The organism is Streptantibioticus ferralitis (assembly GCF_029223525.1).
GTDB classification, from domain to species: domain Bacteria; phylum Actinomycetota; class Actinomycetes; order Streptomycetales; family Streptomycetaceae; genus Streptantibioticus_A; species Streptantibioticus_A ferralitis.
Genome location: NZ_JARHTQ010000003.1, coordinates 145,105 through 166,009 on the forward strand (window position 1 = coordinate 145,105; position 20,905 = coordinate 166,009).

At 67.8% G+C, this 20,905-nt stretch carries 20 protein-coding genes, 2 tRNA genes and 1 pseudogene; 10 read left to right on the forward strand and 13 right to left on the reverse strand.

Going from position 1 to position 20,905, the window contains the following annotated elements:
• Positions 1-135: 135 nt before the first annotated feature.
• Positions 136-411: a hypothetical protein gene (locus tag P2L57_RS06340; RefSeq protein ID WP_275809621.1), complete on the forward strand. Its 276-nt coding sequence runs from the start codon at positions 136-138 to the stop codon at positions 409-411.
• A gap of 700 nt (positions 412-1,111) precedes the next feature.
• Here P2L57_RS06340 and P2L57_RS06345 read toward each other — a convergent pair.
• A complete protein-coding gene (locus P2L57_RS06345; RefSeq protein ID WP_275809624.1) occupies positions 1,112-1,900 on the reverse strand; it encodes a GntR family transcriptional regulator in 789 nt (262 codons plus the stop codon).
• Positions 1,901-2,123: 223 nt separating this feature from the next.
• Here P2L57_RS06345 and P2L57_RS06350 point away from each other — a divergent pair, with 223 nt between their 5' ends.
• The 5 genes from P2L57_RS06350 to P2L57_RS06370 all read left to right on the forward strand — a co-directional run bounded on the left by P2L57_RS06350 (position 2,124) and on the right by P2L57_RS06370 (position 5,852).
• Complete coding sequence (locus P2L57_RS06350; protein WP_275809628.1) at positions 2,124-2,480, forward strand: hypothetical protein; 357 nt, start codon at positions 2,124-2,126, stop codon at positions 2,478-2,480.
• Positions 2,480-2,692 carry a hypothetical protein gene (locus P2L57_RS06355; protein ID WP_275809631.1) on the forward strand — a complete coding sequence of 71 codons (213 nt, stop codon included), beginning with the start codon at positions 2,480-2,482 and terminating at the stop codon, positions 2,690-2,692. The genes P2L57_RS06350 and P2L57_RS06355 overlap by 1 nt, the downstream gene beginning before the upstream one ends.
• A gap of 1 nt (position 2,693) precedes the next feature.
• Complete coding sequence (locus P2L57_RS06360) at positions 2,694-4,025, forward strand: FtsK/SpoIIIE domain-containing protein (RefSeq protein WP_275809634.1); 1,332 nt, start codon at positions 2,694-2,696, stop codon at positions 4,023-4,025.
• Entirely contained in the window at positions 4,022-4,225 is a 204-nt protein-coding gene (locus P2L57_RS06365) for a hypothetical protein (protein WP_275809637.1), read from the forward strand. The genes P2L57_RS06360 and P2L57_RS06365 overlap by 4 nt, the downstream gene beginning before the upstream one ends.
• A 256-nt stretch (positions 4,226-4,481) precedes the next feature.
• On the forward strand, positions 4,482-5,852 hold the full coding sequence (locus P2L57_RS06370; protein WP_275809640.1) for a replication initiator: 1,371 nt from the start codon (positions 4,482-4,484) through the stop codon (positions 5,850-5,852).
• Positions 5,853-6,014: 162 nt separating this feature from the next.
• Here P2L57_RS06370 and P2L57_RS06375 read toward each other — a convergent pair whose 3' ends face one another.
• Positions 6,015-7,511, reverse strand: a complete 1,497-nt coding sequence (locus tag P2L57_RS06375) for a recombinase family protein (protein WP_275809643.1) — start codon at positions 7,509-7,511, stop codon at positions 6,015-6,017.
• 20 nt (positions 7,512-7,531) lie between these two features.
• Between P2L57_RS06375 and P2L57_RS06380 the strand changes: the two are divergent.
• Positions 7,532-7,777 (forward strand): annotated as a pseudogene (locus tag P2L57_RS06380) (ABC transporter permease); the annotation flags it as partial.
• 49 nt (positions 7,778-7,826) lie between these two features.
• Here P2L57_RS06380 and P2L57_RS06385 read toward each other — a convergent pair.
• Positions 7,827-7,902 (reverse strand) — tRNA-Lys (locus P2L57_RS06385).
• Positions 7,903-8,368: 466 nt separating this feature from the next.
• A tRNA-Lys gene (locus P2L57_RS06390) sits at positions 8,369-8,444 on the reverse strand.
• A gap of 215 nt (positions 8,445-8,659) precedes the next feature.
• On the opposite strand from P2L57_RS06390, the gene P2L57_RS06395 reads away from it, so the two are divergent.
• Entirely contained in the window at positions 8,660-9,808 is a 1,149-nt protein-coding gene (locus P2L57_RS06395; protein WP_372515635.1) for a carbohydrate-binding protein, read from the forward strand.
• 52 nt (positions 9,809-9,860) lie between these two features.
• Here the strand turns inward: P2L57_RS06395 and P2L57_RS06400 are convergent, their stop codons facing one another.
• From P2L57_RS06400 to P2L57_RS06430, 7 genes are all read right to left on the reverse strand, one after another.
• The gene (locus P2L57_RS06400; RefSeq protein WP_303656034.1) at positions 9,861-10,565 is read right to left on the reverse strand and encodes an IclR family transcriptional regulator; all 705 of its coding nucleotides are present in this window, start codon (positions 10,563-10,565) and stop codon (positions 9,861-9,863) included.
• Between the two features lie 337 nt (positions 10,566-10,902).
• Positions 10,903-11,664 (reverse strand): amino acid ABC transporter ATP-binding protein, encoded by a 762-nt coding sequence (locus tag P2L57_RS06405; RefSeq protein WP_275809652.1) that lies wholly within the window; start codon positions 11,662-11,664, stop codon positions 10,903-10,905.
• Positions 11,654-12,307, reverse strand: coding sequence for an ectoine/hydroxyectoine ABC transporter permease subunit EhuD (gene ehuD, locus P2L57_RS06410; protein WP_275809654.1), 654 nt, complete (start codon positions 12,305-12,307; stop codon positions 11,654-11,656). Before ehuD ends, P2L57_RS06405 begins: the two co-directional genes overlap by 11 nt.
• The gene (gene ehuC / locus P2L57_RS06415) at positions 12,304-13,035 is read right to left on the reverse strand and encodes an ectoine/hydroxyectoine ABC transporter permease subunit EhuC (protein WP_275809657.1); all 732 of its coding nucleotides are present in this window, start codon (positions 13,033-13,035) and stop codon (positions 12,304-12,306) included. Before ehuC ends, ehuD begins: the two co-directional genes overlap by 4 nt.
• Entirely contained in the window at positions 13,035-13,961 is a 927-nt protein-coding gene (gene ehuB / locus P2L57_RS06420) for an ectoine/hydroxyectoine ABC transporter substrate-binding protein EhuB (protein WP_275809660.1), read from the reverse strand. The genes ehuC and ehuB overlap by 1 nt, the downstream gene beginning before the upstream one ends.
• Positions 13,962-14,109: 148 nt before the next feature.
• Entirely contained in the window at positions 14,110-14,943 is an 834-nt protein-coding gene (locus P2L57_RS06425; RefSeq protein WP_275809663.1) for a DsbA family protein, read from the reverse strand.
• Between the two features lie 98 nt (positions 14,944-15,041).
• A complete protein-coding gene (locus P2L57_RS06430) occupies positions 15,042-16,331 on the reverse strand; it encodes an aspartate aminotransferase family protein (RefSeq protein ID WP_275809666.1) in 1,290 nt (429 codons plus the stop codon).
• Between the two features lie 101 nt (positions 16,332-16,432).
• On the opposite strand from P2L57_RS06430, the gene P2L57_RS06435 reads away from it, so the two are divergent.
• Both P2L57_RS06435 and P2L57_RS06440 read left to right on the forward strand, forming a co-directional pair.
• Positions 16,433-17,896, forward strand: a complete 1,464-nt coding sequence (locus tag P2L57_RS06435; protein WP_275810129.1) for an NAD-dependent succinate-semialdehyde dehydrogenase — start codon at positions 16,433-16,435, stop codon at positions 17,894-17,896.
• A 96-nt stretch (positions 17,897-17,992) separates the two neighbouring features.
• Positions 17,993-18,493 carry a DUF3830 family protein gene (locus P2L57_RS06440; RefSeq protein ID WP_275809669.1) on the forward strand — a complete coding sequence of 167 codons (501 nt, stop codon included), beginning with the start codon at positions 17,993-17,995 and terminating at the stop codon, positions 18,491-18,493.
• On the opposite strand, the gene P2L57_RS06445 is transcribed toward P2L57_RS06440, so the two are convergent.
• Entirely contained in the window at positions 18,474-19,886 is a 1,413-nt protein-coding gene (locus tag P2L57_RS06445) for an amidase (protein ID WP_275809671.1), read from the reverse strand. The genes P2L57_RS06440 and P2L57_RS06445 overlap by 20 nt on opposite strands.
• Positions 19,879-20,871, reverse strand: a complete 993-nt coding sequence (locus tag P2L57_RS06450; protein WP_275809673.1) for a D-2-hydroxyacid dehydrogenase — start codon at positions 20,869-20,871, stop codon at positions 19,879-19,881. The genes P2L57_RS06445 and P2L57_RS06450 overlap by 8 nt, the downstream gene beginning before the upstream one ends.
• Positions 20,872-20,905 lie beyond the last annotated feature (34 nt).

Consider the following 20,905-nt stretch of genomic DNA (forward strand, 5'->3'; position numbering starts at 1 on the left):
GGGGGTGCGTCAACTCCCTCCAGTCTGTGTGACCTTGGGGATTCGGCTCGTGTGGGCTGTGGGTGGTCGGCGTGGCATCGACAGCGGTCCGGGGCGCCTGTGGGGGGTCCTGGCAGATGGGAAGGTGTTGCGACGGTGGACGGCGCGGCCACCTGGAACGAGGACCACGACGAATACGACGACGGCGAGCACTTGCCGGAGGTGGACTATGCCAACCGATATGCGGAAGCGGAGACAGCGGCGCGGGAGCTGTGCCACGAATTAGCACGGGCAGGCGTGACGGCGGACGCGCGAACGCTGCGGGTGCGACCGCACATGACCAAGACAGGGCGGCCGTGGGTGAAGCTCTCCGCCCGGTCGGCGCAGCTCCTTACGGCCTACCTGGCGTCGCATGACGCTTGCCCGAAATGACGGCGCGGGGTGGGAGACTGTACGGCGCTCGGCCACATCGCGGCAGCAACCCGCCCGTGCCGCGCAGCGGTACGGCTCACGGCCTTAAGCCTCCGCGACAGGTGATGGCGACGGTGTCGCAGCGCCCCGACTTTCCCCTCTTCCTGCCAGCCTTCATCGCGCACAACAGCGGTACGGACAGCCGGCGACTTACCCGCCATGTAAACCGCTTAGCAGTGCCGCCCCCAGCAAAACCCCCCGGCGGGGGCGCGCAATCCGCGGAACTACGGGAAGGGCATCACCATGCGATGGAAGAACAAATCCGGTCACGAGGTGTGGGTGGAAGTGACGCAGCGGGGCGAGTTCTTACGCTGTGCCGGGTGCCGGGCGCGGCGGCTCATCACGGGCGTCCAGCCCAGCCGGTTCACCGCCCAGCAGCACGCACGCGAGTGCGCCCGGTGAGGTACGGCAGGTGCGTCCTAGCGCTGCTCGTGCCCTAGGTCTGACACCGAGACGGGGCACAAAGCGGCCCCCGCTGGCTGATGCTGGCGGGGGTTTCGTACTGCTCGGGGAGGAGACTTGCGCGCGCGACGCCCGCCCGGCGACCGACCGGACCGACGGAACGCCGCAGCCGGGCGGGCGTCGGGCGGGCGGGGGGGGGGGGGGGGGGGGGGGGGGGCCCGCGCCGTAAGGCGCGCGCCCTTGAGTAAGTAAAGAAAAGTTACTCCGCGTCGGTGTCGGCCACCTTGCGGGGGCGCTTGGCCTTGGGCCTGGTCGCGGTGAGTGGGTAGGCGAGGCGCGTGCGAGCGGCTGAGGCGCGCAACTCCTCGACCATCAGCGGGCGCTCGTCGGAGTGCGTGACGCGGTAGGTGATCAGAACGGTGGGGCTGGTGTCGCCGACCATGAGCGCCAGCCGCTCATCGGGCAGAGCGGGGCGCGCGGTGACGTACTCGGTCCACGCAAGATCGTGCCCGGCTTCCTTGAGGTCGTCATAGAGATCGGTCATCGGCCGGTTCGGGGAGTTGATCACCTCAGGCGCAGTACTCGACAGATCCATAGGGAGGGTCACCCGGTGCAGCGCCCGGTGTCCCGTGTGATCGACAAGTACCCGATCCACCCGTAGGGCCTCGTCCTCGTCATTTGGGTCCCGGCCAAGGAAGCCTGCTGACGCTCCTTCAATTACGGTCCGCTGTACGGTGGGCTCTCCCGCCTCGGTGTAACCCTGTTCCATGTGGTGGCGACCGCTGCGGGTGATCTGGCGCGCGATGGTGGCGGCCGGTGCAGGAGCGGCAAGAACGAACGTTCCTTTGCCTTGCTGGCTCTCGGCCAGACCCATATTGCGCAACTCTTGCAACGCGTATCGAACCGTGTTCTTACTGACCCCCCACCGAGCCATCATCTCTGACTCACTCGGCAGCCGGGCGCCGGGCGAGTATTCACCAGCGGCGATCCGGTCGGCAAGATGGCGGGCGATCTGCTGAAACCTGGCGGCTGGCGGCTGCAGCTCCATAGCGGGCGGGTCTCCTTCGGCGGTGAGTGTCAGACCAGCGTGGTATACGGGCGCGACTTACATAGGGGACAGGATAGGTGCTTGTCTGGACCTGTCCAGGGGCGCATGGGGGGCGCACCTGGTGCACTTAGGCAGGGGACCAGTGGACCAGGGAACCTGCGGATGAGTGGATCCGTTAAGGGATGTAGGGGCGCCAACTGGCCCCCTGGAAGGGAAGGAAGCGATGAACAAACCGATAGCGGCGGATCGTTTTGAAGCGGCGATCTGTCTGGTTCCGCCGCGTCAGCGCACGGATCAGAACGGGCAACCGCGCAAGGATCGCGACGGCGTCATTCAGTGGGTCGTCTCGGTCGCGGTGACGGCCAACAACGGGCGACGCACCGACTCAGAGGTGATTGAGGTCGTGCTCTCGGGTGAGCCGCAGGGCATCACTACCGGTATGCCGGTCAAGATCATTGATCTGTGGCATAACGACTGGGAGATCGAAGGACGCACGGGCGTCACGTGGTCGGCAGCGGCGATCACTGCGGGCGGTCCGGTGTCGTCTGGGCGGGGTGGCAAGTCGGGGGGTGACGCGTGATGCCGCTCACCTTCGATTCTGAGGGGCAGTTCGCGCACTTGATGCACAGCCTTCGGTCTTTGGCTGGTGCTGAGGCGCTGCTGATGAGTGAGGGTGACATACCCGCCCTCGAATACCTGCTCGCACTGGTCGGGCGTCGGGCAGAAGACGCATCTCAGATTGCTCGGTTGCTGCTGGTGCGTCTCCAGGCTGCGCAGGAGGAGGGGGACTGACGTGGTCGCGCGCTATATCTGGCTGACCGCCTTGGTCCTGGTGGGCATCGCCTACCTCACCCGGCGGCGGTGGGAGCCTCGGCTGACTCGTCGCGGTATCGACCTGCGGGCGGTGCCGTGGCGGTGGTACCTGGCGGGGTTCCCGGCGACCGTGATTCGGATGCGGTTGACCTGGCGGCAGACCTGCCTGCTGAACAATCTGTCCATCTCGCCTAGGGGTAACCGTGGGCTACTCGGCGGCTTGGTGGTGCAGGGCAGTGCGCTGCGGCAAATCCCGCCGCGCTTGGGCCTGCCGCGTCCTACACGTGGGGGCCTGGTCGTCAAGGTCGGCTTACATGCCGGACAGACACCCGCGCCGTTCGTACAGGCGGTGGACGCGCTTGCGCACGCGTGGGGGGTGTACGGGGTGCGTGTCACCTCCCCGGCGCGCGGCCTCGTGGTGATCACGGTGACAGCCCGCGATCCGCTCACGGACGCAGAGGTCGCGGAAACGCCGGAGCCTGCACGGCTGTTGATGGCGCGGGTCGGCCGGATCGAGAGCGGCGGCGCGTGGCTGGTCGATTTCCGGACGGTGGCTCATTGGCTGGTCGTCGGCGCGACGACGTCCGGCAAATCCAACTGGTTGGGAGCGCTCCTCGTGGCGCTGGCTCGTCAGCCGGTGGGCCTGGTCGGTATCGACTGCAAAGGCGGTCTTGAGCTGTCGCTGTGGGCTCCTCGGCTCTCGGCCCTGGCGATCAATCGACGGCAGGCGCGGGCGCTGCTGGAAGCGCTGGTGACGGAACTGGAAAGCCGTATGTCCGTCTGCCGTGCGGCGGGCGTGCGCAACGTGTGGGAACTGCCAGAAGATGACCGCCCGATGCCGCTGGTGGTGATCGTGGACGAGATCGCCGAGTTGTACCTGTCGGACGGGTCGCGCGAAGCACGCGATGAGACGACCGCGTGCGCGGTGCTGCTGCTCCGACTGGCGCAGCTCGGGGCGGCGCTCGGGGTCCACCTGGTGGTCGCAGGCCAACGGTTCGGTGCCGAACTCGGCGCGGGCGTCACGGCGCTGCGGGCACAACTGAGCGGGCGCGTGGCTCATCGCGTCAACGATCCCACCACTGCCGAAATGGCGTTGGGCGACCTGGCTCCGGATGCCCTCGCGGCGGCTCAGATGATCACGGAGGAGGAACGGGGGGTCGCGGTGACCACAGTTGGCGGCCGGTGGCTGCGGGCTCGCTCCACCCATGTGCCAACCGACCACGCGCGCGAGGTTGCTGCCGAGACTGCCTGGCTCCGGCCGGACTTCCCGGCGCTGGCGTCCGCCACTGCAGAAGGGGTGGAAGCGGTATGACCACACCGATTAACCCGAGTGAGCTGTACCTAGTCGAGATCGTCTTGGGTGTCATCTGGTTTATGGCCGTGCGCAGTAAAGAAATCCGCGTGTGGCATGTGGTGGTCATTGGGGTCTTCTTCTTTGAGATTGGTATGACTCCCGTTGGCTACGGTGTCGCGTGGATCATTAACGGCATTCTGCACATGTTCTTGCCGTGAATGCGCTGCGCTGTGGTGGCTGGGGTAAGCCACCTGTCCGCGAGCGGTGAGAAAACGCTCTCATCGACTGCAAGGAAACCATGACCGTCCTACCTCCTATGTCGATCCACGTTGTGGCGGCTCTGCGTTGGGCCGCTCCCCTTGGAAGGTCTCCGCCGTGTCCATATCCGGTAACCCGCATACAGACGTTGACACGCGGCGCTCAGTCCTTGACCTGGCTGAGCGCTTGCGCGCGCTTTCCCCTACACAGGCGGATATGGTCCGCGTGGCGAACGAGCCGGGATTTTCCCGGTGGTTGGAACAGATACGCAATATCGGCGGCTGCGCGCACCCCATTTACCTGTCGGGTCAGACCACATGGCGTGACCCGGTTTCGGGGAGCATCATCCGGCGCTATTCGACTGAGGCTGAGCCGGGTGGACGGCTGGCACTGCGTTGCAACAACCGTCGGAAATCACGGTGCGGGCCGTGTAGCTACCTGCACGCTGGCGACACGTATCACGTGGTGCGCTCCGGCCTGGTCGGCGGGAAAGGCACTCCGGTGGCGGTGCGGGATCATCCCCGGTTGTTCGTGACCCTGACAGCTCCGTCTTTCGGCGCCGTGCACAGTACGGGCGGCCGGTGCCACCCGAGGCGGGACGGTGGCGTCTGCGAGCACGGGCGGCCGGTCGGCTGCGGCCTGCGCCATGCCGACACCGACCCTGCGGTAGGGCAACCGCTGTGCCGCGACTGCTATGACCTCGTCGGGCACGTGCTCTGGCATGCCATGGCGGGCACGCTGTGGACCCGTTGGACGCACGCGGTGCGGCGACACCTGGCGACCCGGGCGGGCATCAACCAAAGTGCCTTCCCGCAGTATGCACGGCTGTCCTTCGCCAAAGTCGCGGAGTACCAAAAGCGCGGTGCCGTGCACTTCCATGCTGTGATCCGGCTCGATGGTCCCGACGGACCGGATGCGTCCCCGCCCGGGTGGGGTTCGGTCGAACTCCTGCAAGACGCAGTGCGATCTGCTGCCGAAACGGTGGTTGTGCGGACTCCGTATTCGGCTGCCGTGGGCGAACGGGTCATCAGGTGGGGCACGCAAATCGACGTTCACCCTATCCACGCCTTCGGGGACGGGGAGGCCGTGAGCGATGACGCGGTAGCGGCTTACATAGCGAAGTACACATCGAAAAGCATCGGCGACGCGGGCGGCACGGATCAGCGCGTGATCTCACTCGGGGAAATATGGCTGCTGGCAGTAAACCCTCATGTGCGAGCACTGATGGCGACGTGCTGGCGCTTGGGTGGTCTACCCGAATTCGAGGGCCTACGGCTGCGGGCATGGGCTCACACACTTGGATTTCGCGGGCACGTGCTCACTAAATCCCGGGTGTACTCCACCACGTACGCAGCCTTACGCGTGGCCCGTGCCGCCTACCGGCAAAAGGCGGCAGGCGATCAGACGGCCTACGGCGTCGGCGTGGCGGTCGTTGAGTCGGCCTGGCGCTACGTCGGTAGCGGTCACAGCCTCGGCCAAGCATGGTTCGCCCGGGCGATAGCAGAGCAACAAGCACACGCCCGTGAGGACGGCAGGGAAGCTTTGGCCGACTGTCGCGGGAGGTGGTCGCTTGGCGAAGCAGCCTGATTCAGAGACGGAACGCGCCCGGCACTTGGAACGTATCTGCGCCAAATTGCCGACTCGCATTAGCCAAGAGAGTGCGCGTCGTTTAGCTCGGTTGCTCAGACTTCCTTCTGAAGAGGACGGCGAATGATTGCGGGGGACCCTGAATCGGGTCCCCCGTATTCGTTACAGCGGATTAGGGTCGATATCGACTCGCCCGTAGTCGAATGCCCGGCCGCGCGTACTAGATGCGTCAATTATTACGGCGGCGAACAGGAAACGGAGAACGGCGTTCATTCGCTCGAACTCTTCGGCCTCTTCCAGCGCTTCCCAACTTGCGCGCGCTTGGGGTCCCACCAACCCTTTAAGGACCTCAACGGTGGGTCGCACGACTAGCTTTCGCCGAAGGCTGGAGATGCGATCTTCGATCGTCTTTCGCATCTCTCGGTACTCGCGGGTTTTGATCTCTCGGGCATCCCACATCGCCTTTAGTTCTTCTAGCTCTCGCTCGTCTTCCTCAATGGCTGATTTGTCATCCGCCCCCAATTCCGGCGCGCTAGTAGCTCCTGTGATATCCAACTTTTCGAGCTGCTTGATTGCCGCATCTACGATGAATCTTTCGAGCGTGGGCGCGCTTGCCGCGCGTCCGCATGCTTGGCTGTCGGTGCGCTGGCTGCGGCTGCACAAGTACCGTCCATCCGAACCTGACATATAGGTGCCGCATCGCTTGCAGGTGACGATTCCCCGCAGAAGGTAGAAGCGGTTTGAGTCATTGTCCGCCGGTTTCGGGACTGAGCGGTATTGGCGTCGGTCTCGTGCCTCGTTCCATGTTCCCCGGTCGATGATGGCTGGCCATTCCCCATCACCTACTTCTTTGCCTCGGAAAACCCTGATTCCGGCCACGTGGTAATTGTCGAGTAGTGCGCGAACGTTGTGCGGGTTCCACTCCTTGCCTAGGGCCGTGGGCACCTTCCTTTCGTTAAGCTCCCGTGCAAGTTTCTGGGGCGTCTTCCCGTCCAGGTACCCGGCGAAAATCTCGCGAACGATTTCGGCTTCTTCAGGAATGACCTTGAGTCCGGTCTTGTCATACCCGTACCGGCGCTTGCCTCCGTGCGGTAGGCCATCCTTAGCCCGATCGATTGTCGCGTCCGTGAGACGTCGCGAAGTGTCATCACTGGAGCGGCAAGCGTGGGCTACCTCGATGCGGAGGAAAAAGCGGTCATCCGGGTCTGACAGATCCCGCTGGTTCGCTTGACCGTGCAATGTTAGGTCGTTGTCGTCCGCGACCTGTAGCAGCTCCTCCAGGTCGTAGGGCTGCCGCATCAGGCGGTCCGGGTGGTAGACGAGGATGTGACGTACCTGACCTTCGCGGGCGGCGTTGAGTAGGGCGTCCCAACCCTTCCGCTTGCGCTTGCGGCTCCACGCAGACCGGTTGTTGTCCACAAAGACAAGATCATTGGGCACGTTGAGCTGTAGGCGTTCAGCTACCTCTCGGCATAGTCGCTGCTGGCGGTCCACCCCGGTTTGGTCGTCGTCGTTGACATGCGAGATCCGGCAGTAGATCGCTGCCGTTTCGCCTGCCCAACTGGAGCGGTGGCGCTTCCCTCGCTGAGTGCCTGCGATCTTTGCTATCCGACGGCTGCGTAAGGGGGTCGGGCCGCTGGCCTGCTCGTTTGTCGTCATGGGGAATAGTCTACGAAAGAGGCATGGCCCAGGCAATCACCATGCCGCTGTTCTTCGGCTCCAGCGCGCTGTACCCGGTGTCCGTGATGCCGGGCTGGCTCCGGGTGGTCAGCCGGATCAATCCGCTCAGCTACGAGGTCGATGCTCTGCGCGGTCTGTTGATCGGGACTCCGTCCCGCCTGGGCTTGGACTTCGGTGTGCTGGCCGTGGCGGCGGCGCTGGGGATCGCGGCTGCGTCGTCGCTGCTGGGGCGGCTGGCGCGGTAGCCGCGACGCACGTAGGGCCCCTCGCGTTATGCGAGGGGCCCTACGTGACTGGTGCGCCGCCAGGGACTTGAACCCCGAACCCGCTGATTAAGAGTCAGCTGCTCTGCCAGTTGAGCTAGCGGCGCTCACCGACGTGGAAATATTACCTGATGGGAGCGGGTTCCGGTGACCGCCTCCGGTGCGGGGTTTTGGGGACCCTCCCTCTCGCCCGTTGCCGGGACCGTTTGGGTGCCGTTGCGCTGGGTCGTTTGTGGGCGGGGTCGGGGCCGGAGGGGTGGGGGGCCATCACGATCCGCAGGGGGTGCGATTCTTTTGGCCCTCTTCCCCTCGGGTTCGTATCCCCACCCACTCAGCCGGGAGCGCAGTCGACGGCGGAAGGGGGTGGGCCGGGCGGCAGCCGTGCGCAACGGCAAGATGCGGACACCGGCAACGGGGGGTGGGAGGGAAATCTCCGTACCCGGAACCGCCAAGCGCGAGCGGAACCGTTACCGGGCCGGAGGCCGCCCCGCGTAACGGCAAGATACGGGCACCGGCAACGGGGGGAGAGAGAACTGAACGCAAAAAGGCCCCTCACGCAAGCGTGAGGGGCCGTGGTGCGCCGCCAGGGACTTGAACCCCGAACCCGCTGATTAAGAGTCAGCTGCTCTGCCAGTTGAGCTAGCGGCGCTCGCTCACAGGAAACTCTACCGGATCCGGAAGGGTGCTCATGACCATGCGCTCGAGCGGTACTGGTCCAGTCCAATCTATTGACGCGATCGCGTCACCGGGACACTCTGTGGGGCATTGGTCTGTACCACCTCCACCCCCACAGGAGGCCCTGTGCCCAGCAGACTCAAATCGCTCGCGGCCGCCGCGTCGGCGGCCGCCCTCGCCATCGGTGCCCTGACCACCGTCGTGGCCACCAGTCATGCCGCCCCGGCCGCAGCCAGCGGGGTCGGCGGCAACTGGTACGCGGCGGCGCCGTACCTGATGCCGCTCGACAACGATCCGCCGGACCCGGGCGCTGTGATGGATGCCACCGGTCTGAAGGCCTTCCAGCTGGCGTTCGTCCTCGCGCCGAACGGTGGCGGCTGTTCGCCCACCTGGGGCGGCACGGACGCGGTCTCCTCGGACACCGCCGTGGCCAATGTGATCTCCGCCATCCGCGCCAAGGGCGGCGATGTCTCGGCCTCCGTCGGCGGCTACGGCGGCACCAAGCTCGGCCAGACCTGCGGTACGCCGGAGGCCACCGCGGCCGCGTACCAGCAGGCGATCGACAAGTACGGTCTCAAGGCGATCGACTTCGACCTTGAGGAACCCGAGTACGAGAACTCCGCCGCCATCCACAACGAGATCGGCGCGGCCAAGATCCTCCAGCAGCAGAATCCCGGCATCTACCTCTCGGTGACCACCGCGGGCACCACCGACGGCACCGGCTGGTTCGGCAAGCAGATGCTCAACGAGGCCAAGACGCAGGGGTTCACCCCGAACAACTTCTCCATCATGCCGTTCGACGGAGGTTTCAACGGGGCGGCGGCGCAGACCAGCGCGCTCACCAACTTCAACTCCATCCTGCAGTCGACCTTCGGCTGGGACGCGGCCACCGCGTACGCGCACGAGGGCATCTCGCAGATGAACGGCCGCAGCGACAGCGGCGAGTACTTCTACCAGTCCGACTTCCAGACGGTGCTGGACTACGCGACCAGCCACCACATGGCGCGCTACACGTTCTGGTCGGTCAACCGGGACCGGCAGTGCAGCCCACCGGACAACAACGGCAAGACGTCCGGGACGTGCAGCAGCGTTCCGCAGGGCGACTACGACTTCACCAAGTACTCGGTGCGGTTCGCGGGATCCAACCCGCCCACCACGACACCCACGCCGACCCCCACCGGGCCGTGCGCGGCGCCCGCGTACAACAACAGTGCGGTCTACGTCGGCGGCGACCAGGTCTCGTACAACGGCCACACCTGGAAGGCCAAGTGGTGGACGCAGGGCGAGGCGCCCTCCACCGGAGGCTCAGGCGTCTGGCAGGACGAAGGCCCCTGCTAGCACGGCAGGGCCTCGCATGATGGGTCGGGCGCTCGCCCGGCCCATCATGCGTTCAGATCGACAGTGACAACAGCACCGGCGCGGCGCGCTTGTTGAGCGTGTCCGCCGCCTTCCGCAGGGAGTGCGCACGGTCCAGCGGCATCGAGACCGCCAGGCAACCGACCGCCGCGCCGATGGTGATGGGAACCGCCGCGCACACCGTACCCACCGCGTATTCCTGCAGATCCAGCGTGGGGACGGTGGAGGGCTGGCTGTCCAACGTGGTGAACAGCACCCGCTCATTGGTGATCGTCTTGGACGTGAAGCGGGCCACCTTGTGCCGCGAGACGTGGTCCCGGCGGCCGTCCAGGTCGAGTTGGGTGAGCAGACACTTCCCCACCGCGCTCGCGTGCGCGGCGTCGCGGAAGTCCACCCACTCGTTGACCTTGGGCGCCGTCGGCCCGTCCGCGTAGTCGACGATCCGCACCTCACCGTCGTCGTAGCGGCTGAAGTACACCGCGGCGCCGACCTCGTCACGCAACCTGGTGAGGATCGCCTTGAGCTTGTCGCTCAGGGCGCGCTGCCGAGTGCCGCTACCGAGCAGGACCGCCGATTCGCCGACCACATAGGCGCCACCCGGCTGGAGATCGAGATAGCCCTCGTTCTTCAGCATGGAAAGCAGTGGTGCCAGATAGTCGACGGGTACGCTTATGTCACGGGAAAGCTGGTCGGCCGTCACGCCGCGGCCATGGCGGTCCACGGTTGCCAGTACGCGCATTGCGTACTGGACCGCCGCGTAGGCCGGCGCGGTTTGTCGGTGCTCCAGCGACACGGTGTCCCCCTCGCAGGTATGACCGCTTGCGTCATGGTCGCGGCTGCCGGGTGCCTGTCGAAGAGATCGGCAGACCGGTCCCGGCAGCGGACCGGCTTCTACGATAGCCCCAACCGGGGTGCCAAGAGCAGTGGTTGCGCACTTCGATGAGGGTTCTCGCGCGTATATGCAGGGACGTACCACTCTGGCATATGCCCACGTCATGAACCCTGTTGGTGTGGCCCTGCTAATTCCGCCGGATGCCCCTTGTGCATCCGGCGGATATCCGCAGTACCCGGGCCGTTCAGTGCACCGCGCTGAGAAATTCGCGGGTCCGCTCGTGTTCGGGTGCACCGAAAATCTGCTCCGGCGGACCGGACTCAATCACCCGGCCCTCGTCAAACATCAGTACCCGATCCGAGATGTCCCGTGCGAAGTTCATCTCATGTGTGACACACAGCATGGTGATGTCCGTGCTGCGGGCGATGTCCCGTAGTACGTCCAGCACCCCTGCCACCAACTCCGGGTCGAGCGCCGAGGTCACCTCGTCCAGCAGCAGCACCTGCGGACGCATCGCCAGCGCACGCGCGATCGCCACCCGCTGCTGCTGGCCACCGGACAACTGCGTCGGATACGCGTCCAGTTTGCCACCGAGTCCGACCATCTCCAACAGGCCCTTGGCGCGCTCCACCGCCTCGTCCTTGCTCAGTCCCAGGACATGCACCGGCGCTTCGGTGACGTTGCGCAGCACCCGCATGTTGGGGAACAGGTTGAACTGCTGGAAGACCATGCCGATCTTCTTGCGCACCTCCGCGTCAAGGGGCTGACCGTCCACCAGGATCCGCCCGTCGTCCGGGGTGAGCAGCGTCATCAGCAGCCGCAGGATCGTGGTCTTGCCGGAGCCGGACGGGCCGATCAGGGTGACGTGCTTGCCCTGGCTGACGGTGAAGTCCAACCGGTCGAGGACGGTGGTCGCGCCGAAGCGCTTGGTGACCTTCTCGAAGCGGACCAACTCGCCGCCCGCAGTGGTCTCGGAAGTCGTCTGGTGAGGGATGTCAGTTGCCAAGGCGGCGCTCCAGGGCTCGCATCAGAAGGGACGTCGGGTAGGCGATCAGCACGAACAGCAGGCCGACCACCGTGATCGGCTCGGTGTAGCGGAAGGACTCCGCGCCTGCCTCCTCGGCCTGTTTGAGCATGTCCAGCACCGTGATGGCAGCGAGCATCGGCGTGTCCTTGAACATCGCGATGACGTAGTTGCCGAGCGCAGGGACCACCCGGCGGATCGCCTGCGGCAGGATCACCGCGATCCAGGTGCGGCGGCGCGGCAGGCTCAACGCGGTCGCCGCCTCCCACTGCCCGACCGGCACCCCGTCGATCCCGGCGCGGTACACCTCGGCGGTGTAGGTCGAGTAGTGCAGCCCGAGGCCGATCACCCCCGTGGTCAGCGGGGAGAAGGTGATACCGGCGGTCGGCAGCACGTAGAACAGGAAGAACAACTGCACCAGCAGCGGGGTGTTGCGGATGAACTCCACCACCGCGCCCACCGGCCAGCGCACCCAGCGGGTCGGTGTGCGCAGCGCCAGCGCCCACACCAGGCCAAGCAGGAAGGCCAGCACGGAGCCCAGCGCGGTCGCCTCCAGCGTGACCAGCAGCCCGCGCAGCAGGTCGGGCAGCACATGCCCGGTGTACGACCAGTCCCAGGTCTTCATCGGGCGCCACCGCCGATCGTGCCGACGCCCGGGCCAACGGCGCCGGGCGGCACCCGTTTCGCGGTGGTCCGGTCGCGTTGCGGTACCCGGCCGACCGAGGCCTTGGCACGCCGCTCCAGCAGTCGCATACCGCGGGTGATCAGGAACGCGACCACGAAGTACATCACCAGGATGATCCCGTAGACCTGGGCGCTCTGCCCGGTGGCGAGCCGCACCAACTGGGCGCCGAAGGCGAGTTCACCGATGCCCAGGACCGAGGCGAGGGCGGTGCCCTTGAGCAGCTCGATCAGCAGGTTGCAGAACGGCGGCACCATCTCCGGGACCGCCTGCGGCAGGATCACCAGCCACATCCGCTGCCACGGGGTGAAGCTCAGCGCGAGCGCCGCCTCGCGCTGCGCGGCCGGGACCGCGCGGATCGCACCGCGGACCACCTCCGAGCCGTAGGCGCCGTAGGAGAGCCCGAGCGCCAAGGTGCCCGCCCACAGCGCGGCCAGCTGCCAGCCGAGCAGCGGCAGCGCGAAGAACAGCCAGAACATCAGGACCAGCGCCGAGGTGCCGCGGAAGAACTCCACGTAGACGCCGGAGACGAAGCGCACGATCCAGAACCGGGACAGCCGCGCCAGACCGGCCGCGAAGGCGATCAGCGCCGCCAACACGGCGCTGAACACGGTGAGTTGGAGGGTGACCCACAGGCCCTTGAAAAGGAGTTCGTAGAGTCCGGTCGTCATCAGCCGCACAACTCCTTAGCGGTGAGCGTGGTCGATTCGGTCTCGGTGAAGCCGAACGGCCGGATCAGACGGAGGAGTTCACCGCTGGAACGCATTTTGTGCAGCTCGGAATTGAAGGCGTCGCGCAGCCGGGTCTCACCGGGCCGGAATCCGTAGCCGCCCGCGCCGTACTGCTTCTTGCCGCCGACCACCGGAATGAAGGGCTCGGTCAGCTCGACCTTCGGGTGATGTCCGGTGGCGAGCAGATTGCGCAGTGTGAGGCTGGTGCCCGCGAAGCAGTCCATACGGCCGGCCTCGATTCCCTCCAGCCCGCTGAGCTGGTCGTTGTAGATATCGACCTTGCCGCCGGGTACGCCGTAGCTTTTCGCGTACTGGATCTCGATGCCGCCGGTGGCCACGCCCATGGATGCGCCGGACCTGGCGATGTCCGCGTAGCTGCGCAGTTTCTTCGGATTGCCCTTGGGGACGATGAGTGCTTCTTGCACCTGGTAGTCGGGGTCGGAGAACAGGACCTGCTGACACCGGGTGGGGTTGATGAACATCCCGGCCGCGATGACGTCGAACTGGTTGGACCGCAGACCGGGGATGAGGGAACCGAAGTCGATGGGTACCGGTTGGGTGTGCGGAACGCCGAGCCGGCTGAAGATGGTCTTGGCGACGGTCGGCGCCTCGCCGGTCAGCCGGCCGTTCTTGTCGATGTACGCGTACGGGATCTCACCCGCGATCCCCACGCGTACGGTGCCCTGCTTGCGCAGCCGGTCCAGCAGGTTGCCGCCGTCGGTGGCATCGGCGGTGGGGACCCGGCTGCATCCGGCGGCGGCGAAGGCGCCGAGGCCCAGGGCGGCGAACGCCGCACCGCCGCGCAGCAGACCGCGTCTGGTGAGCGCCTGTGTTTCGTGATGGTCAGGGTCGTCGTGGTAACTCATGCTCCTCCAGGCGCAGTTGTGCCATCGCGCCTTTCCGGGGGGCGGCGCGCGGGTCATGGCCGCGCGGCTACCCGACCTGGCGGAGGGTATGAGGACCGAAACCAACCCGTGACCGTAGGCCGGTCACGGGTTGCCCGGGGACGTCCCGTCAGTGCGCCCGCTCGACCTCGGCGGCGAAGCCCGTGGGGGCGACCGGCCCGGTCTGGGTGAGTACGTTCAACCGTGCGCCGTTGAGCAGCACGGTCGGGGTGCCGCCGATCGGCTTGCCGTCGCGGGCCTTGGCGTCGTTGAACGCCTTTCCGGTCTTCACCGCCCACGGGACGAACATTCCCTCGCGGACCTCGCGCTCGAATGCCGGGGTCTTCAGCCCCGGCACCTTTCCGGCCAGCTCCAGCGGGTAGTCGGTGTCCGCGAAGCGGTCGGTCTGCTCCTCGGGCTGGTTCTCGAACAGCACCTTCTTGTACGCGAGGTACTTCGGCACACCGCCCTGGTCGAGTGCGGCGCCGAGCGCGGCCAGCGCGGTCCTGGAGCCGGACTCGTCCGCGGAGCGGTCGAGGAAGGTGGCGGAGTGGTATTCGACGCGGTACTTGCCCTGGTCGGCCAGCCTGCGCACCTCGTCGCCGTCCGTCTGCTCGAACATCTTGCAGATGGAGCAGCGCGGATCCTCGTACACCGACAGCACGTTGGCGTTGTGCGGGTCGCCGTACGGGACCGTGATGCCGTCGGTGGCCACGTTCTTCGGGGTCTTCAGCGGCTTGGACGCGGCGTCGGCGGGTATCCGGGCCCAGTTGTCGCCCTCGCCGGAGCCGGAGGCCGAGCCGGCGAACACCACGCCCGCGGCGGCAGCGGCGACCGCGGCGACGGCGACCGCGCCGATACCGAGACGCCGCCGCAGCTTTGACCGCCGCGCCGCGCGCTCTCGATCGGCCTTCAGCCGCTCACGTGCCGACTGCTTGTTCTGCCAACTGTTCCTGCTGCTCATGAAGGGGCGCTGCTCCTGCTGTTCGCTGTGTTGCCGGGAATGCCACCTCCGAACCTACCTGATAGCCATATAGGTCATAGTTCAACTACAACCATCGCTTATCGGTCATCCAACCGGGTGTTGGAACCGCTCGTTGCGGCCGTCACCGCTTCCGACCACAGCGTCAGGGCCTCGTCGACCTGCTCGGCGGTGACGATCAGCGGCGGAATCATCCGCACCGTATTGCCCAGCGCACCACAAGTGAGCAGCAACAGGCCACGTGCGGAGGCCTCCTGCTGTACGCGTGCCGCGGTCGCCGGATCGGGGCGGCCGTCCGGGTCGGTGAACTCGCTGGCGCACATCAGCCCGAGACCCCGGACGTCCCCGATCGCTGGATGCGCCCCGGCGGTCGAGCGTAGTCCGGCCAGCAGTCGGGCGCCCTGCTCGGCCGCGTTCGCCACCAGCTTCTCCTCGCGGATGACGTCCAGCGTGGCGAGCGCCGCCGCGCAGGCGACCGCGTTCCCGCCGTACGTGCCGCCCTGCGAGCCGGGCCGGGCGTTCGCCATCAGCGCGCTCGGCGCGGCGATGGCGGACAGCGGGAAGCCGGAGGCCAGGCCCTTCGCCGTGATGAGGATGTCGGGCAGTCGGGTCTCGGTCGCGAAGTGCTCATGGCCCCAGAAGCGCCCGGTGCGCCCGACGCCGGTCTGCACCTCGTCCAGGACCAGCAGGATGCCGTACCGGTCGGCGCGTTCCCGCAACCCCCGCAGGAAGCGGGTGTCGGCCGGTACGTAGCCGCCCTCGCCCAGCACCGGTTCGACGATGAACGCCGCCGTGTCCTCGGGGGCGCACACCGTGGCGAGCAGATAGTCGAGTTCGTCGAGGGCGAAGTCCACGGCCTGCTCCTGCGGCCAGCCGTGCCGGAAGGCGGTAGGGAAGGGCGCGATGGCCACGCCGGGCATCATCGGGCCGATTCCTGCCCGGAACTTGGTGGACGAGGTGGTGAGCGCTCCCGCGCCCATCGTGCGGCCGTGGAAGCCGCCGTGGAACGCGACGATGTTCTGCCGTCCGGTGGCGTGCCGGGCCAGCCGTACCGCCGCCTCCACCGCCTCGCTTCCGGAGTTCACGTAGAACAGTGAGTCGAGGCCGGACGGCAGTACCTCCCCGAGCCGGTCGGTCAGTTCGAGCAGCGGGCGGTGCATCACCGTTGTGTACTGGCCGTGGATCAGCGTCCCGACCTGGTGCTGGGCGGCGCGCACCACGACTGGATGGCAGTGTCCTGTGCTGGTCACGCCGATTCCGGCGGTGAAGTCCAGGTAGCGGCGGCCGTCGGCGCCGAAGAGGTGGACGCCTTCGCCGCGCTCGGCGAGCACCGGTGTGGCCTGCTTCAGCTGGGGGGACAGGGCGGTCATGGGCACGACTCCCTCACGGTCGTAGGATTGTCGACAACCTGCCCGGCATGCAAGCATGGCCGACAACTGTGCGCAAAGAACAGGGAGTTGGCGTGAATTCGATGGACAAACGCGAACGCCTCGTGGTTGAGCACGTGCCCAAGGGGCTGTTGATCGGCGGTCGGTGGCAGCCGGCCGCCAGCGCGGCGGAGTTCGAGGTGGAGGACCCCTCGCTGGCCACACCGCTGTGCGCGGTACCGGACGCCGGAGCCGAGGACGGGCTCGCCGCCCTGGCCGCCGCCGGCGAAGCGCAGCCGGGCTGGGCCGCGGTGCCACCGCGGGAACGCGGGGACATCCTGCGCCGCGCCTACGAGGAACTCATCCGCCGACAGGACGAGCTGGCGCTGCTGATGACTCTGGAGATGGGCAAGCCCGTCGCCGAGTCGCGCGGCGAGGTCGGCTACGCGGCGGAGTTCTTCCGCTGGTTCTCCGAGGAGGCGGTACGCATCGACGGCGGTTGGCAGACTGCCCCCGACGGCGGCGGCCGCATCTGGACCATGCGCGAACCGGTGGGCCCGGCCCTGCTGATCACCCCGTGGAACTTCCCCATGGCGATGGGCACCCGCAAGATCGGCCCGGCTGTCGCCGCGGGCTGCACCATGGTCGTCAAGCCGGCCCACCAAACGCCGCTGTCCATGCTCGCGCTCGCCGGAATCCTCCAGGAGGCGGGGTTGCCGGACGGCGTGCTGAACGTGGTCACCACCACCCGGCCCGCCGAGGTGTGCGAACCGCTGCTCCGTGACGGACGGATCCGCAAGCTGTCCTTCACCGGATCGACGGCGGTCGGGCGGCGGCTGCTGGCGCGCAGTGCCGACCAAGTCCTGCGTACATCGATGGAGTTGGGGGGAAACGCGCCGTTCATCGTCTGCGCGGACGCGGATCTGGACAAGGCGGTGAGCGGTGCGGTCACCGCGAAGATGCGCAACATCGGCGAGGCCTGCACCGCCGCCAACCGGCTCTATGTGCACGCCTCGCTGGCCGAGGAGTTCACCGGGCGGCTCGCGGAACGGCTCGCCGCGCTGCCGGTCGGCCGGGGGACCGAGCCGGGGATCCAGGTCGGCCCGTTGATCGACGCGGCGGCTCGCCGGAAGGTCGCCGACCTGGTGGACGACGCCAGGCGCGGCGGCGCCCGCGCCGTCCTGGGCGGGGAGCCGGTGGACGACCTGCCGGGCTACTTCTACCCGCCGACCGTGCTGGCGGATGTGCCGCCTGACGGGCGGCTGCTGCGCGAGGAGATCTTCGGGCCGGTGGCGCCGGTCGTCACCTTCGAGTCGGACGACGAGGCCATCGCGCTCGCCAACAACACCGTGCACGGGTTGGTGAGTTATGTCTTCACGGAGAGCCTGCGGGGGGCGCTGCGCTATGCGGAGTCGTTGGAGGCGGGGATGATCGGCCTCAACAAGGGGCTGGTGTCCACGCCCGCGGCGCCGTTCGGCGGCATCAAGCATTCGGGGCTTGGGCGGGAGGGGGGCCGCCTCGGCATCGAGGAGTTCCTGGAAACGAAGTATGTGGCGCTGGACGCGTAAGCCTCCCACCCGTTCGCCCTTTCCGGGGGCTGCGCGCCCCGGAGCGCCCCAGCCCTCGACGGGCTGGTGTCCCGTCTGTCGCTGGAGGTGGAAACGATGGCAGAACGCTTCGTCGAGATTGGCCTCGCCAAGCGGGCGGTGGCTTGTCGGGTGCGGTTGTTGGCCGATCGGGCGCCGGTGACCTGCGCCGCCGTGTGGGACGCGCTGCCGTTGGCGGGGGACGTGTACCACGCCAAGTACGCGCGTAACGAGATCTACACCCTGCTGCCCGCCTTCGCTCGGGAGGAGCCGCCGTTGGAGAACCCGACGATCACGCCGATCCCCGGTGACCTGATGTACTTCTCCTTCACCGACACCCTGCTGGGGACGGCGAGTTACGGCTACGGCAGCGAGACGGGACACGCCGGTCACGCGAAGATCGTGGACCTGGCGCTGTTCTACGAACGCAACAACCTGCTGCTGAACGCCGACACCGGCTTCGTGCCGGGCACGGTGTGGGGCACGGTCGTCGAGGGGCTGGAACAGCTGGCCGCGGCGGCACACTACCTGTGGCGGGCAGGCGCGCTGGGGGAGACGCTCACCTTCCGGCGGGCGTGAGACGGGGCGACGCGGGCGGCGTACCGCGTTCGAGCGCGTGCGCCGCGCGCAGTACCAGCGCGTCCGCATGGCGGGCCGCCACCAACTGGGCGCCGATGGGCAGTCCGTCGGGATCCGTGCCGCACGGCAGCGAGGCGGCCGGTTGCTGGGTCATGTTGAACGGGTACGTGAACGGGGTCCAGCCGGTCCAGCGGCGGCCGGGTGCGCCCGCTGGTGTCTCCACTCCCGCCGCGAAGGCGGTGATCGGCACGGTGGGCGTCAGCAGCAGGTCGTACTTCTGGTGGAATCCCCCCATCGCGTGCCCGAGTGCCATCCGGACCTGCGTGGCGCACAGGTAGTCCAGCGCGCTGTAGCGTGCGCCCTGCTCGCAGACCTCCGCCAGGCCCGGGTCCAGCAGCTCGCGTTGGGCATCGGTGAGCCGGTCCACCACCTTTGCCGCACCGCTGAACCACAGCACATGGAACGCCTCGACCGGGCCGGGGAACGGCGGGTGCGCCTCCTCGACCCGAGCGCCCAGATCCGCCAACCGGTCCGCCAGTCGGCGAACCGCAGTCTCGACCGGCGGAGCCACCGGTACCGAACCGCCCAGATCAGGGCTGTACGCGATGCGCAACCCGGCCACCCCGCCCGCCAACGCGTCGCTGAAGCCGCCCGCTTGGGGTGCGGCGCCCGACCAGTCCCGCCAGTCCGGGGCGCTGATGACGTCCATCAGCAGGGCGGCGTCGGCCGCGGCCCGGGTCATCGGTCCCACGTGCGACAGCGTTCCGAAGGCGCTGGCCGGATACAGCGGCACCCGGCCGTACGTCGGTTTCAGCCCGAAGATCCCGCAGAACGCGGCCGGAATCCGCACCGAACCCCCGCCGTCCGTGCCCAGGCTCAACGGCCCCGCGCCCAGGGCGACCGCCGCCGCACTGCCGCCGCTTGAGCCGCCGCAGGTGCGCCGCGGGTCGTACGGGTTGCGGGTCACGCCGTGCAGCGGGCTGTCGGTGACGCCTTTCCAGCCGAATTCCGGGGTGGTCGTCTTGCCGATGAAGACCGCGCCGTGTTCGCGCAGCCGGGCCACCGAGGGCGCGTCCTCGTCCCAGGTGCCGGCGGCCGGGTCGATCGTGCGCGAACCGCGCAGCGTCGGTGCGCCACGCTGCAGCAGGATGTCCTTCACCGACACCGGCACACCGTCCACCAGCCCGGCCGGCTCACCGCGCCGCCACCGCTCCCTGGACGCCTGCGCGGCCTCCAGCGCGCCCTCCTCGTCCACCCGGCAGAAGGCGTTGACGGTGCCGTTGACCGTCTCGACCCGGTCCAGTACCGAACGCACCGCGTCGACCGGGGTGAACGCGCCGGAGCGGTACCCGGCGATGAGTTGGCGTGCCGTCAGTTCATGTAGGTCAGTCATCGGGACCTCCTGATGCTTGGCCAACGGGCACGTAACCCAGCTGTTTGTCCACCACATTGAGCAGCGGCCGCCCCGCCGTCCAGCGCGCGAAGTTGTCCAGGAACTGTTCGGCGAGCTCATCGCGCCAACCGAAGGTGTCGCCGCTCATGTGCGGCGAGATCAGCAAACCCGGTACGTCCCAGAGCCGGTGGTCGTGCGGGAGCGGCTCGTCGTCGAAGACGTCCAGTACCGCGCCGGTGATCCGGCGCGCCAGCAGCGCCCTGACCAGGTCGTCGGCGACCACCAGTGGTCCCCGGCCGACGTTGATGAAGCGCGCCGACGCCTTCATCCGGTCGAAGGCCGCGGCGTCGAACATCCCTCGGGTCTCCTCGGTGAGCGGCGCCGCGCACACCACCCAGTCCGCCTCCGCCAGCAGTACCGGAAGCTCCACGCGACAGCGCACCCGGCCGAAGTCCGGGTCACCGTCCCGCCCCGTGCGCCCCACCAGCGCCACCTGGATGCCGAGCGCCGCCAGTGTGCTGCCCACCGCCCGTCCGATGGGTCCGGCGCCCACCACCACCGCCTGTGATCCGGCCACCCGCATCGTCTCGCGGTGCCGCCATCGCCGCTGCCGCTGCAACTCCCAGGTGCCCTGGAAGTCCTTCGCCATCGCCAGGACGAGCCCGGCGACGTACTCGGCGATCGGCTGCTCGAAAACGCCCCGGGCGTTGGTCAGTACGGTGCGGGACGCGATCAGGGCGGGGAAGACCAGCCGGTCCACGCCCGCGCTCGCGGTGTGCACCCATGCCGGTACCCGGCCCCGCTCCGGCCAGGCGTCGCGTACCGCGTCGGAGGTGAAGTCCCACACCAGCACCACGTCGGCGGCGGCGAGTTGATCTCGCAGCCGCGTCGGCTCGGCCCGCATGATCCTGGCTGCGGGCCCCAGGAGGTCCAGTTGCCGGGGAGGTTGGTCGCCGAGGACAAGTACCGTCGAAATGCCGCCCACCCGCCCTTCCCGGGGCTGCCACCCGAGCCCCGCT

Bases quoted from the DNA above. Each gene is read 5' to 3' on its own strand.
- P2L57_RS06345 (WP_275809624.1), bottom strand. From the start codon at position 1,900: ATGGAGCTGCAGCCGCCAGCCGCCAGGTTTCAGCAGATCGCCCGCCAT.
- P2L57_RS06350 (WP_275809628.1), top strand. From the start codon at position 2,124: ATGAACAAACCGATAGCGGCGGATCGTTTTGAAGCGGCGATCTGTCTG.
- P2L57_RS06355 (WP_275809631.1), top strand. From the start codon at position 2,480: ATGCCGCTCACCTTCGATTCTGAGGGGCAGTTCGCGCACTTGATGCAC.
- P2L57_RS06365 (WP_275809637.1), top strand. From the start codon at position 4,022: ATGACCACACCGATTAACCCGAGTGAGCTGTACCTAGTCGAGATCGTC.
- P2L57_RS06370 (WP_275809640.1), top strand. From the start codon at position 4,482: ATGGTCCGCGTGGCGAACGAGCCGGGATTTTCCCGGTGGTTGGAACAG.
- P2L57_RS06375 (WP_275809643.1), bottom strand. From the start codon at position 7,511: ATGACGACAAACGAGCAGGCCAGCGGCCCGACCCCCTTACGCAGCCGT.
- P2L57_RS06400 (WP_303656034.1), bottom strand. From the start codon at position 10,565: ATGCGCGTACTGGCAACCGTGGACCGCCATGGCCGCGGCGTGACGGCC.
- ehuD (WP_275809654.1), bottom strand. From the start codon at position 12,307: ATGAAGACCTGGGACTGGTCGTACACCGGGCATGTGCTGCCCGACCTG.
- ehuC (WP_275809657.1), bottom strand. From the start codon at position 13,035: ATGACGACCGGACTCTACGAACTCCTTTTCAAGGGCCTGTGGGTCACC.
- ehuB (WP_275809660.1), bottom strand. From the start codon at position 13,961: ATGAGTTACCACGACGACCCTGACCATCACGAAACACAGGCGCTCACC.
- P2L57_RS06425 (WP_275809663.1), bottom strand. From the start codon at position 14,943: ATGAGCAGCAGGAACAGTTGGCAGAACAAGCAGTCGGCACGTGAGCGG.
- P2L57_RS06430 (WP_275809666.1), bottom strand. From the start codon at position 16,331: ATGACCGCCCTGTCCCCCCAGCTGAAGCAGGCCACACCGGTGCTCGCC.
- P2L57_RS06435 (WP_275810129.1), top strand. From the start codon at position 16,433: ATGGACAAACGCGAACGCCTCGTGGTTGAGCACGTGCCCAAGGGGCTG.
- P2L57_RS06440 (WP_275809669.1), top strand. From the start codon at position 17,993: ATGGCAGAACGCTTCGTCGAGATTGGCCTCGCCAAGCGGGCGGTGGCT.
- P2L57_RS06445 (WP_275809671.1), bottom strand. From the start codon at position 19,886: ATGACTGACCTACATGAACTGACGGCACGCCAACTCATCGCCGGGTAC.